The following is a 12,716-nucleotide window of genomic DNA, read 5'->3' as shown; positions in this document are numbered from 1 at the left end:
AAATTGGAAGAAAGACGATGTTCGCTACCGGACCGTTCCGCGCAACCACGACGGCATCGACTACTTCCCACGACGCGGAACTTCAGGATTGCTCACCTCCCGTCATCGCTTCTCCATCCTCAAAGAGAAACATCGCTGTCGAAAGAGGGGCAAGATCGACGAGAAGAGACTGGCGGCGCCCATGCGCGGGAAAATCGTCGCTAAGACGATCACCAGAGCCCATACCTGCTCCGCCATAAACTAAATCATCGGTATCGAGTATCCGCCGCCAGAGGCCGGCAAAAGGAACACCTACCCTATATCCGCTCCGGAAAATCGGAGTGAAATTCGAAATGACCAGAATGGCCGGCCGCCGTCCAGCATCAAAGCGCAGCATCCCGAAAACCGACTGTTCGGCATCATCCGCAACCGCCCACTCAAAAGCGTCCGGCATGGTATCGCCATGCTGCAGGCATGGAAAATGCCCGTAGATTCGGTTGAGATCGCGCACCAGCCGCTGCAGGCCAGCATGAGAGGGTTCATCCAGGAGATCCCATTCGACGGAACCGTCATGGCTCCATTCCGACCATTGACCGATCTCACCGCCCATAAAGAGAAGCTTCTTACCCGGGTGCCCCCACATGAAGCCGAAAAGAGCGCGAAGATTGGCCATCTTCTGCGAGGGATCGCCAGGCATCTTGGCGAGCAGGGAACCCTTTCCATGCACGACTTCGTCATGTGAAAACGGCAGGATGAAGCGTTCGCTGTAGGCGTAGATCATGCCGAAGGTCATCGAGCCATGATGATACTTTCGATAGACCGGATCGTCGGACATGTAATGGAGCGTGTCATGCATCCATCCCATATTCCACTTCATGTCGAAGCCGAGCCCGCCTTCCGCGGCGGGTTTTGTGATGTTCGGAAAAGCGGTCGACTCCTCCGCGATCATCAGCGCGTGCGGGTGGCGTTCGTGAACGATGCTATTCAAATGCTTGAAGAATTCGATGGCTTCCAGGTTTTCGCGCCCGCCGTAACGGTTCGGGATCCATTCGCCTTCCGGGCGGCTATAGTCGCGATAGAGCATGGAGGCGACGGCATCGACGCGCAATCCGTCCACATGATAGCGCTCAAGCCATTCGAGCGCGCTCGCGATCAGGAAGCCTTTGACCTCGTTACGGCCAAGATTATAGATCAGCGTGTTCCAGTCGCGATGGAAGCCCTCTCGCGGATCTTCGTGCTCATAAAGGGCGGTGCCGTCAAAACGCGCCAATCCCCAGACATCCGTCGGAAAATGCGCCGGCACCCAGTCCAGAATGACACCGAGCCCTTCCTGGTGGCAGCGATCGACGAAATATGCGAAATCTTCGGGCGTGCCATGGCGCCCGGTCGGCGCAAACAGACCGAGTGGCTGATAGCCCCATGATCCTCCGAAAGGATGCTCCATGATCGGCATCAGCTCGATATGGGTGAAACCCATTTCGCGGACGTAGGGAACGAGCCGCTGCGAGAGTTCGATCCAATCCAGCGCGCGGCCGCCATCTTCCATGTTGCGCAGCCAAGAGCCGGCATGGACCTCATAAATCGAAAGCGCCTTGGCGAAATGATCGGTGCTTCGGCACTTGTCCATCCAGTCATGATCATTCCAGCGGAAAGGCTCGGACGAAGCCACCACGGACGCGGTCGATGGCGCCGGCTCCGCGGCCCGTGCGACGGGATCGGCCTTCTGCGGAAGCGGATTGCCGAAGCGATCGAGAATCTCGAACTTATAGCGCTCGCCGTCCGTGATATGCGGAACGAAGATCTCCCAGACACCTGCCTGCGGCCGGAGCCTCATCGGATGGCGGCGTCCGTCCCAGGCGTTGAAGTCGCCGACCACGGACACGCGGCTTGCATTCGGCGCCCAGACCGCAAAACGCACGCCCGCGACATCGTCGATTGTCATCGGATTGGCGCCGAGAGCCTTGCTTAGGTTGTAATGCGTCCCCTGCGAGATCAGATGGAGATCAAGATCGCCGAGCAGCGGCGCGAAGCTATAGGGGTCGGCCGTCACCTGGACCGCGTCGGGCCATTGAATTCTCAGATAATAACGGTTGCGTTCGGCAAGCATCGCGCCGAACAGGCCGGCCGGATGGATGAGATCGGCCAATGCCAGAACGCGATCACTGTCTCGATCGAGGATTTCAACACGCAAGGCTCCCGGAAGATGGGCCCTGACGCTGTAGCGGCCGTCCACACCTTTGTGCATGCCGAGGATCGAAAAAGGATCTCCATGCCGTCCCTCCACCACGGCATGTATCGAACCCGCATCCACTCCGCTGAGAATATCGGCAACGTCGCTCATGAGCGGCTCTCCGAAAGTCGGGCTATGATGGCGGCAAGTCCGTTCAGCGGGATCGGAAGCCACTTAGGACGGTTCCGGGCCTCATAAGCGATCTCATAGGCAGCCTTCTCCAGAAGAAAGATATCGATGATCCGCCGCACCTCGGCGGGCGTTTTCGGCAAATCGGGCGAAGCCGCCAATGCCTCGATATAGGATGTCAGAAAAATGCGTTCCGCATTTTCCGCAAAGCGCCGGATCACCTCTCGACGGCGGGCATCATGATGATCCGAAATGGCGTCGTTTTCGAGCATGGCGGTTGCCGAGAGATAGTCGAGCGACCGCAGCAGACCGGCAGCGTCGCGCAATGGGCTCGTCTTGGCGCGACGCTCCGCGAGATTGCGCGCCGGCTCGCCTTCGAAATCGATGATGACGGCATCGCCCTCCGTCACCAGGATCTGGCCAAGATGGAAATCGCCATGCGCGCGCGTCAACAACGTGCCTTTCGCCTCGTCCGCCAGCGCACTGGCAAGCTCGAGGATCCTGTCGCGTTCGGCAAGCAGCAGGGATATCTGTTCCGCGATCTCGGGCTCGACACTGTCTTCGAGGCCGGTCAGCTTGGAAAAGGCATAGGTGATCTCGCCCGTTACGGTTTTACAAATGCCGGCGATATCGCGTGCATCCGCCCGACGTGGCGCGAAGGCTTCGTTGTCGGTCGGTTGCGCCAATAAGACATGCAATTCTCCGAGCCGTTCGCCGACCATGGAAACGAAATGCAGAAGCGGCTGCAGCTGCTCATCGGCCGCCTCGACGGCGGACTCCGTGATAACAATCTCGTCGGCGGTGCGTCGGAGGTTGGACAGCATCCAATTCCAGGCATCGCCCTGATTGCGGATCGCTCCTTGCACGATGATAAGCGTCGATCGGCGACCTTCGCCGTCGGTCCGAGCCACCTCGCCCAGAAGAGGGGCAGTATGCTCGTAACCATGTTCCGTCAGATAGCGCGTCATTTCGACTTCCGGATGGACGCCGACGAAGACATGGCGGATCAGCTTGATCATCGCCAAGTCGCCCACGAGCAACGAGCTATTGGATTGTTCGGCCGAAAGCCAACGGATCGGCATGTCCTCCGTCAGGGCCAGGCAATCGAGCCGGTCGGTGCCGATGAATTCGATCATGCCGGTGCGTCCGCTGACCGTCGAGCGGTCGCACAGGCCCTGAAGGATGCCACGCGCCATTAGTTCGATGGCAAATCCATCAGTCAGGAATCCCACCCGCCTGCCCTGCCGGATACGGGCAAGGGAAAGCTGCTGGGCGAGCACGTTGGTCGCCGTATCGTCCCATTCGGCTGCGAGCGGCAACTGGTAGCTTTCCACATGATCCGGCAGCACGACCTCGATCTCTCCGAGCACGACACCGTCGGCAAAGGGTATCGGCGTCGCGGAAACGAGCCTTGCCTCCTGCAGAGCCTGGTCCTTGGCGCCGAACCAACGGCGCTTCGCAAGATAGGCCGGCAGGATATCCCTGCTCAACACCGCCGCGTGATGCGGCAGCTCGGCAAGTTCCGTGAGGCTGCGCCGGATAACGATCGTCACCAGATCGACAAGTTGCTCGGGCGGTGCCGTGCGCCAGGCTGGTCCGTCGGCCTCGGCAGCGAGCTGGAACCAGAAAAAACCATAGGGCGGCAGTGTGAGCAGGTAGGTGAGCTGTCCGATCGGCGGGAATGGCGACATGCCCGTCAACTCCACGGGAACCCGCCCTTCGAACTGCTGCAGATCGAGCTCCACGGCTTGAGGAACGCGTGACAGATTTGCAACGCAAAGAATGACCTCGTCACCATATTCGCGCAAATAGGCGAGAATTCGCCGGTTAGCCGGCGCCAGAAAGCGCATCGAACCCCGCCCGAAGGCGCCGTGGCGACCGCGCAGCGCCAGCATTCGCCGTGTCCAGTTCAACAGGGAATGCGCGTCCGACACCTGTGCCTCGACGTTCAATGCCTCGAAGCCATACAGCGGATCGGCAACCGGCGGCAATACGAGGCGCGCTGGATCTGCGCGCGAAAAGCCGCCATTGCGATCGGGAGACCATTGCATCGGGGTGCGCACACCGTCCCGGTCGCCGAGATAAATATTGTCTCCCATGCCTATCTCGTCGCCATAATAGACGATGGGCGTTCCCGGCATGGACAGCAGCAACGCATTCATGAGCTCGATACGGCGGCGATCGCGTTCCATCAATGGCGCCAGCCGCCGTCGGATGCCAAGGTTGATGCGGGCGCGCTTGTCGGAGGCGTAGGTCTCCCACAGATAATCGCGTTCAGCATCGGTGACCATTTCGAGCGTCAACTCGTCGTGATTTCGGAGGAAGATCGCCCATTGGCAGATTTCGGGAATTTCCGGCGTTTGACGTATGATATCGGTGATCGGGAAGCGATCCTCCTTGGCAATCGCCATGTACATGCGCGGCATCAAGGGGAAATGGAACGCCATGTGGCATTCGTCGCCGTCGCCAAAATATTCTCGCGTGTCTTCCGGCCACTGGTTTGCCTCGGCAAGGAGCAGCACGCCGGAATGTGTCGCATCAAGCGCCGCGCGGATCTGCTTGAGGATCAGATGTGTTTCCGGCAGGTTTTCGTTGTTGGTGCCCTCGCGCTCGACAAGATAGGGGATCGCATCGAGCCGGAAGCCGTCGATGCCGGTCTCAAGCCAGAAGCGCATGACATCGATAATTTCCTTCATGACCAGCGGATTATCGAAATTGAGATCGGGCTGGTGCGAATAGAAGCGATGCCAATAATAGGCGCCCGCCACCGGATCGAATGTCCAGTTCGACTTTTCCGTATCGAGAAAAATGATGCGGGTCTCGGGAAATTTCAGGTCGGTATCCGACCAGACGTAGAAGTCACGCTCGTGGCTTCCGGCAGGCGATTGCCGCGCGCGCTGGAACCAGGGATGCTGGTCCGACGTGTGGTTGATGACAAGCTCGATGATGACGCGGATATTATGTTCATGCGCCGCCGCCACGAACTTCCGGAAATCCTCTAGCGTCCCGTAGTCCGGGCTGACATTGCGATAATCGGAAATATCATAGCCGTCATCGCGCCGGGGGGAGGGAAAGAACGGCAGGAGCCAAATGGCATTGACGCCGAGTGCGGCTATATAGTCGAGCTTCTGGTACAGGCCCTCGAAGTCGCCGATGCCATCACCATTGGCATCGTAAAAGGACTTGATGTGCAGCTGGTAGATGATCGCATCCTTATACCATAGCGGGTCGTCGGCAAGTTTATCGCTCTCGGCCATGTGAACAGTGTCCATCTCAGACCTCCCCTGCCCTGACGCGCCAGATGGCAAAGGGCAAATGAGCTGGATCAAGCCTGATCATCTGCCACTTGCCCGTACGGCTAAATCTCTGGCCGCTGACGAGGTCCTCGAAAGCGAGTGTGCCATCGTCTGCCAGGCCGAACCGCCAGAGCGGAAATTCGACATTGCTTTCCTCTATCGCGTGCGGATTGAGCGTCACGGCCAAAAGCAGAACGTTGTGGCGCCCGACGCTTGCCTTCTCGAAAAACATGACGTTGGGGTTCGACGACGGCAGGAAAGTCAGGCCGAGATGCGAATGCAACGCTGAATTATCCTTGCGAATGCGATTGAGCATCGAGATCTCCGCCTTGATGTTCCCCGGGCGGTCGTAGTCCCAGGCGCGGATCTCGTATTTTTCACTATCGGCATATTCCTTGCGCTTGGCGTCCGGCCGTCCTTCGCAAAGCTCGAAGCCGTTATAGACGCCCCAAAGACCGGATAGGGTGGCAGCGAGCGCGGCCCGGATGAGATAGGCGGAGCGCGGCGCGTTCTGGAGGAAGTCCGGGTTGATATCATGCGTGTTGACAAAGAAATGCGGGCGAAAGAATTCCCTCACCTCACTTTGAGTAAGTTCGGTCAGATATTCCTCCAGCTCCGCTCTTGTGTTGCGCCAGGTGAAGTAGGTGTAGGACTGGGAGAAGCCGACCTTCGCCAGCCGGTACATCACCTTCGGCCTTGTGAAGGCTTCCGAAAGGAACACAACCTGCGGATGACGCGCGCGGATATCGCCGATCATCCACTCCCAGAAGGGAAAAGGCTTGGTATGAGGATTGTCGACGCGGAAAATTTCCACGCCTTCCTCGATCCACATTTCGACGATGTCGCGCAGTTCGGCCCAAAGCGCCGGCACCGCCTCCGGCGCGTAGAAATCGACATTGACGATATCTTCGTATTTCTTCGGCGGATTTTCCGCATAACGGATCGTGCCGTCGGGCCGCCAGTCGAACCAGCCCGGATGTTCCTTTAGCCACGGGTGGTCGGGGGAGGCTTGAATCGCTAAGTCGAGTGCGATCTCCAATCCGAGCCGCCTGGCTTCCGTAATCAGATGCTCGAAGTCATCGAATCCGCCAAGGAGGGGATGGATCGCCTCATGCCCGCCGTCCTCCGAACCAATCGCGTAAGGACTGCCTGGGTCGGTTGGAGCGGCGATGAGAGAATTGTTGCGGCCCTTGCGGTTGGTGTGGCCGATCGGGTGGATCGGCGGGAAATAGAGCACGTCAAAGCCCATATCTCGGATGGCCGGCAAGCGTGCGATGACGTCCTCAAAAGTGCCGTGGCGATTGGGGTCACCGCTCTGCGAACGTGGAAAGATCTGATACCAGCTCGCAAAGGCCGCTTCGCGGCGCTCCGCTTCCACACCATAAGTTCGCGAGTGCGAGGTAAAGGGGCGGCGGTCGGCGAGCGCCATGAGGTCGTTTGTTCGTGTGGCAAGCAGCAATTCGAGCCTGCCTGGCCCGTCACGCCTTTCGAGCTCGGCAAGCAACGTCGCGAGTTCCGCCCTGTCCTCGTCCCTCATCGATATGCCATCATCGGCAGCAGCATCGCGGATCAACTCCTCACCTTCGATCAGTTCCAGCCGCAGATCGAGCCGCGCTTCACTCTTCTTGAGAAGCTCGTGGCGGAAGATGGCGAAGGGATTTTTCCACGCCTCGACCATGAATTCGAAGCGCCCGATGCGATCGAGCAGGAAGGAGCCCCGCCATCGATCGTTTTCGGAAAGGACCATTCTCGTTCGACGCCACTCAAGCTCGTCGCGGGCGCGATAAAGGAGGGCGGCCGACAGCAGATCGTGGCCATCGGCAAAGATGTCCGCCTCGGCGATCAGCGTGTCGCCGACGATGCGCTTGACCGCGAAACGTCCATCATCGACCTGCGGGGTAACAAGTTCGATGGCGATGCGCGGAGAGGCCGTCGCTTCAGCGAGGGACAGTTCCCCTTCGTCAGCCGAAACCAGAGGGCGGATCTCCGTTGTGACGGCGCGCACCTCGCCTGGAGCGATTCTCCGGCTACCAGCCACCGCCTCGACGGGCAGGAAAGGCAAGGCCAAGCGATGCATGATGTCGTCAGGCAGTTCCGCGGTACGACGCAGATCTCTGTTGACCGCGAGTAGCCGCGTACGCGTTGCATCCCGCAATGTGGATCGATCAGCCTGCGCGATCACCGTGACTTGGCTCGCTGTTTCACATTGAAGAAACATCCATCGAGTGGACGCGCGTGGAACGGAATTCAGGTCGCGTATATCGGCCGAGATATCGTAAGCTCCCTCGGCCTTGAGGACACGCAAACCCTCTCCATGCCCATATGTGGGATCAAGCGGCAAGGTGGCGCCGAATTCGAATCCCATGGGCACAAGCAATCCATCGCCGAGCTCGGCCGCGAGATGGAGAGCGCGGCGTGATTTTCGCTCGCGGATTTCCCTGCTTTCGCTGCCATGCGCGATGCGCCTTCCAAACGGCGCTTCCGGAAAGGTGATCTGTGGCCCGAAAGGCAGCTGCAGGCGATACTCTTCAAGGAACCAGCCTTCGCGCAGATCCCACCAAGCAAGCGACGAAAAGGCTCCGTCGAACCCACAGTCTTGCAATTCTAATCGAAAAGCGAAGTCAGTTCCCGGGGTATAGGCAAAGAATCTCGTTTCCGGATCCGCGATCCTCGCGCTTGCCATCAATCGTCGCCAACCATCAGCGGGCAGGCTGTCAAGGCCAATGACCCGATACCCCATGATCCCGCAGGACGCGAAGTCTGCGAGGCGGGTTTCCCATTCGCCGGTCACCTCGCTCGAATATGGCGCGCGGGGCTGAGATGGAGAGCTCGGCGACCGCCGTGGGTCGAGAGGGGTCGAGACGCCTGTTTCTGCGTTGCACGGCTTTATCGCGAGATCGAGCATAAATGCCACACCCCGCTCGCGCGCATCTTTTGCCAGGGCGAAAAGACCCTCCTTCACTTCATCTTCAAGTTTGGCCTCTGCGTCCGATCGCGTGTAATTCTCCATGGAACGAAGACCGGCACGTCTCCCGTCGAGGAAGGGCGGAGCGGAAAGTACAATATCGAAACCGAGAGCGCTTGCATGATCAAAGGCTTCATTCCATTGGTCTCGTCCAGTTAGGAGCAACGGATTTATATAGTAAATCCGGGGATGGCTAAACGCGTCGGCCGGCTCGGCTGCAAACGTCATCAATTTGTTCTCCACGCATCAGGCGGAAATAAATTGTCCCTCCCGGCGATACCAAGACCAACCATCGAACGACTTGCTTGTTCCCTCCAATCGAGCAACTTTCATTTAAACAACCCACTCATGAAGGAGCATCGCTCGCCCTTCAGACGAAGATGCTTTCACTTCCGTTCGCAATAGATTGGCAAAAAGCGCTCGCTCGTTTCTTCCTCGGGCAGTTCGTCGCCACACATTCCCCAGCGCTGTCTACTGTCGACACAGCACCCCTCACTGGCCATTGTCGTTCGAAACGACGTTGCGCCTCCACAACCGCATCTCCTCAACTGCGCGGTGACACCAACCGATCAGGATACAGAAGGTTCCCGGTTCCCCAGCGGCCATTCATTTTCTAGAAGTCAGGGCCTCACAGACGTCTTCGAAGGCGCGCTCCAGACCGCACCGCAGCCGGATTTTTTCCTGGTTGGGTCCCTGGAACATCGTTCAGCGGAGTTTCTTCCTCCTTTCATGCCAACAATGGTCCTGGGGAAGATAATGTCAGCAGGCGGAAGGCACTCACGCCCATATCAGGGCTTGCTGAGGAAATGGCGCACGACACTTCGAGGATGACAACGCAGCGGCAGGGTCCGAATCCACGCAACATATCCGCGGCTTATAGGATGGGAGAAGCTATGATCACATGCACCATTCACCAAGCCGAATTGATTTCGGCTTGGTGAATACTTCATGATCTGCTGCGAGCCGCCGGCCCCAAACACGTCCGCCGGAGCAATAATCCGGCCCGACTCAAGCCGTGCTCGAGGCAACATCAGAGCAACATCGACGCGCCCCGGTCGAGATAGGTATCGAGGAATTGTTCAAGGCGAGGATTTCTCGGCTTCCTGAAGACCTCCTGAGGTGGCCCGCTAAACAGCACCTTGCCGTGATCGAGAAAGATGATCTGCTGGCCGACGGTCGCGGCGAAGCCGATTTCGTGCGAAACGACAACCATGGTCATGCCCTCGGCCGCCAGGTCGCGCATGACGTTCAGGACTTCGCCGGTCAGTTCCGGATCGAGGGATGAGGTCGGTTCATCGAACAGCATGATCTTCGGCTTCAAAGCGAGAGCGCGGGCGATCGCCACGCGTTGCTGTTGTCCGCCGGAAAGCTGCGAGGGATAATGCCCTGCTCTCGCCTCGAGCCCGACCTTGACGAGTTGCGCCATGGCCGCATCCTCGGCCTGCTTACGGCTCATCTTGTGAACCGTCTTCAAGGCCTCGCTGACATTGCCGAGCGCCGTCATATGCGGCCAGAGATTGAATTGCTGGAACACCATGCCGATCTGGGCGCGGATCGAACGATTGGTAGTCGCCGAGACACGTTCACGCCGTCCTTGAGCATCCTCGGTGAAGCCGAGGACCTCGCCGTTGATGGAGATCGTTCCGCGCGTCGCCTCTTCAAGGAAAGCCATGCATCGTAAAAGCGTGCTTTTGCCCGAGCCGGATGGACCGATGAGGCAGGAGACCTGCCCCGGCTCGATGGCAAGATCGATACCATGGAGGACCGTGGTCTCTCCGAACGTCTTGATGAGATTCCTGACTTCTATAGCGGGGACGCTCATGCGTTGAAAAACCTGAATCTGGAAAGTTTCGTTTCGGCAAGGTTGCCAAGCCAGCCGGTGACTTCGACGAGCACCCAGTAGAAGAGCGCCAGGGCCGACAGCGCCTCGACGAAGGCATATTGCTGCGATCCGATCGCACTGAGCGTCGCCGTCAATTCCGGCACGGTGATGATGGAGAGGACCGCCGTCTCCTTCATCAGGATGACGGTCATGTTCACGCAGGGCGGCAGCACTAGCATCGTCATCTCCGGCAGGAGAATGCGCCTTATGATCTGCCCGCGCGTCAAGCCGACGCATTCGCCAGCCTCGATATGGCCTTTCGGCACGGCGCGAAATCCGGAACGGAAGATTTCGCTGAAATAGGCCGCGCCATAGATCGAAATGCCGATCAGTCCCGCCGGCACAGGATCGAGCTCGAGGCCAACGAAAGGGCCGCCATAATAGACGAGGAAAATCTGGATGAGAAACGGCGTGCCGCGCAGCACCGCCACGACGGCACCAAGCACCTTGTCGACGACCACGCCGCCATATTGCCGGGCAACCGCCATCAGGAAGCCGATAATGGCTGCGGCAATGGTGCCGATAATCCAGATCATGATCGTGACGCCGGCGCCGCTGAGGATGGCAGGCCATTGGCCGATGAGGACGTTGATATCAAAGGTCATCGCGCTACCCCCGGCAATCTGCTTTCGATCAAGCCGCCGGCAAGTGCGACCACCCAGTTGATCACGAGATAGATGAGGCCAGCGGCCGCGAAGATCTGCAGCGGCAGGAAGGTGCTGCCGGCAAGATCCTGGGCCATGCGGGTGAGTTCGACGATGCCGACAACGGAGACCAGCGACGACGCCTTCAGGATAAGGATCGCCTCATTGACGAGAGCTGGGAATGTGAGACGCAGCGCGATCGGAACCTTGATGCGGCGGAATATCTGGCGTGGTGTCAGCCCGACCATTTCCGCCGACTCCACTAGGCCCAGCGGCACGCTGGCAAAGCCGCCCCGCAGGTTCTCTGCCTGGTATGCGGCCGTGCAGAGCGACAGGCCGATGATTGCGGCAACGATGCTCGGCACGTTGAGGCCGATAGCCGGAAGCAGATTATAGATCAGCAGCAATTGCACCAGCAGCGGCACGCCGCGGAAAAAGCTGATGAAAAACTGGGCAGGTCGCACGAAAAGGCTACGCCCCGTCAGCAACATTCCCGAAATCAGGATCGCAATTGCGAAACCGATAAAGATCGAAGCAAAGCTGATCGTCACCGTGTAGATGGATGCCTGCAGAAGCAATCCAAAGAGCTCGATGGACATTGTTGAGTGTTCGCCCGCGTGGTGACCAGGAAGCTGGGATCTCGCTCATCAGCCGAGCCCGGCAGCAAAGCGGGCACGGCCAATTTCCGAGGGCTGATCAGAATGCCGGGTCCTTGACGGCGTCAGGCGTGTCGAAGCTTGCGCCGAACCACTTCTTCTGCAGCGTCGCCATGCGGCCGTCAGCCTTGATCTTCAACATGGCTGCATCGATGGCGTCCATCAACGGTGCGTGATCAGCATCCTTCAAGCCGATGAAGCCGAAATAGGACTTCTTGCCGAAGGGCGGCAGCACGACTTCGAACGTGCCTTCACGCTGTTTGGCGACGAATGCAATATTCGGCAGCGAGTTGGCAACGCCGGCGATACGGCCGGCTGCGAGGTCGGCATAGGATTCGGTAAAGGCCGGGTATTCGCGGATATCGGCTTTCGTCGGCAGTGTGTCAGAAAACTCCTTCAGCTGGTCGAGCTGCGCGGTTGCCTTGCCAACGCCGATCTTCTTGCCGGCGATATCTTCCGGCTTGCTGATCGTCTTGTCACCGGCCTTTTTCAGGATCGCGATGGTTGCTTCGGCCAGAGGCGGTGTGAAACGATAACGCTCCATGCGCTTCTTGGTGATCGTCGCCGGGCCGGCAACGACGTCGAACTTTCCAGCTTCAAGCGCCGGGAAAACGCCGTCCCATGGCAGCGTGACCCATTCGATCTTCACGCCCAGTTCCTTGCCGATCTCGTCGAAGAGGTCGACGTTCAAGCCGACATGCTTGCCTGCATCGATGAAATCGAAGGGGGCAAAGGCCGTCTCGGTGCCGACTTTCAGGGTGCCGGCGGCCTTGACGGCGGCAAGCGTGTCAGCCGCATGGGCCGAAATCGTTGCGCCAAACAAAAGTGCGGCGCCCACCAATCCCTTCAGAAGCGAATTCTTCCTCATGTCTTTCTCTCCAGTTTTGTGCCCTTCCTTTGGAAGGTTCAGGTTCCCCAAACGTTGTCCCGTCCGG

General features: G+C 58.9%; 7 protein-coding genes. All 7 read right to left on the bottom strand.

Features of this window, described 5'->3' with window-relative positions; all coding sequences use genetic code 11:
• Positions 1-82: 82 nt before the first annotated feature.
• Positions 83-2,320, bottom strand: coding sequence for a 1,4-alpha-glucan branching protein GlgB (gene glgB, locus JJQ51_RS02200; RefSeq protein WP_269244222.1), 2,238 nt, complete (start codon positions 2,318-2,320; stop codon positions 83-85).
• A complete protein-coding gene (treS, locus tag JJQ51_RS02195; RefSeq protein WP_269244221.1) occupies positions 2,317-5,610 on the bottom strand; it encodes a maltose alpha-D-glucosyltransferase in 3,294 nt (1,097 codons plus the stop codon). The genes glgB and treS overlap by 4 nt, the downstream gene beginning before the upstream one ends.
• A 1-nt stretch (position 5,611) precedes the next feature.
• Entirely contained in the window at positions 5,612-8,827 is a 3,216-nt protein-coding gene (locus JJQ51_RS02190; RefSeq protein WP_269244220.1) for an alpha-1,4-glucan--maltose-1-phosphate maltosyltransferase, read from the bottom strand.
• Between the two features lie 802 nt (positions 8,828-9,629).
• Positions 9,630-10,421, bottom strand: a complete 792-nt coding sequence (locus JJQ51_RS02185) for an amino acid ABC transporter ATP-binding protein (protein ID WP_145635694.1) — start codon at positions 10,419-10,421, stop codon at positions 9,630-9,632.
• Positions 10,418-11,086, bottom strand: coding sequence for an amino acid ABC transporter permease (locus JJQ51_RS02180; RefSeq protein WP_145635696.1), 669 nt, complete (start codon positions 11,084-11,086; stop codon positions 10,418-10,420). The genes JJQ51_RS02185 and JJQ51_RS02180 overlap by 4 nt, the downstream gene beginning before the upstream one ends.
• Positions 11,083-11,724 (bottom strand): amino acid ABC transporter permease, encoded by a 642-nt coding sequence (locus JJQ51_RS02175; protein WP_145635698.1) that lies wholly within the window; start codon positions 11,722-11,724, stop codon positions 11,083-11,085. The genes JJQ51_RS02180 and JJQ51_RS02175 overlap by 4 nt, the downstream gene beginning before the upstream one ends.
• Positions 11,725-11,821: 97 nt before the next feature.
• Complete coding sequence (locus JJQ51_RS02170; protein WP_113331814.1) at positions 11,822-12,649, bottom strand: transporter substrate-binding domain-containing protein; 828 nt, start codon at positions 12,647-12,649, stop codon at positions 11,822-11,824.
• Between the last annotated feature and the right edge of the window lie 67 nt (positions 12,650-12,716).

The organism is Rhizobium sp. AG207R, assembly GCF_027109195.1.
GTDB classification, from domain to species: Bacteria; Pseudomonadota; Alphaproteobacteria; order Rhizobiales; family Rhizobiaceae; genus Rhizobium; species Rhizobium dioscoreae.
Note: the sequence above shows the minus strand (reverse complement) of the source record. Positions and strands in the feature narration are given on the sequence as shown.

Bases quoted from the DNA above. Each gene is read 5' to 3' on its own strand.
- glgB (WP_269244222.1), bottom strand. From the start codon at position 2,320: ATGAGCGACGTTGCCGATATTCTCAGCGGAGTGGATGCGGGTTCGATA.
- treS (WP_269244221.1), bottom strand. From the start codon at position 5,610: ATGGACACTGTTCACATGGCCGAGAGCGATAAACTTGCCGACGACCCG.
- JJQ51_RS02190 (WP_269244220.1), bottom strand. From the start codon at position 8,827: ATGACGTTTGCAGCCGAGCCGGCCGACGCGTTTAGCCATCCCCGGATT.
- JJQ51_RS02185 (WP_145635694.1), bottom strand. From the start codon at position 10,421: ATGAGCGTCCCCGCTATAGAAGTCAGGAATCTCATCAAGACGTTCGGA.
- JJQ51_RS02180 (WP_145635696.1), bottom strand. From the start codon at position 11,086: ATGACCTTTGATATCAACGTCCTCATCGGCCAATGGCCTGCCATCCTC.
- JJQ51_RS02175 (WP_145635698.1), bottom strand. From the start codon at position 11,724: ATGTCCATCGAGCTCTTTGGATTGCTTCTGCAGGCATCCATCTACACG.
- JJQ51_RS02170 (WP_113331814.1), bottom strand. From the start codon at position 12,649: ATGAGGAAGAATTCGCTTCTGAAGGGATTGGTGGGCGCCGCACTTTTG.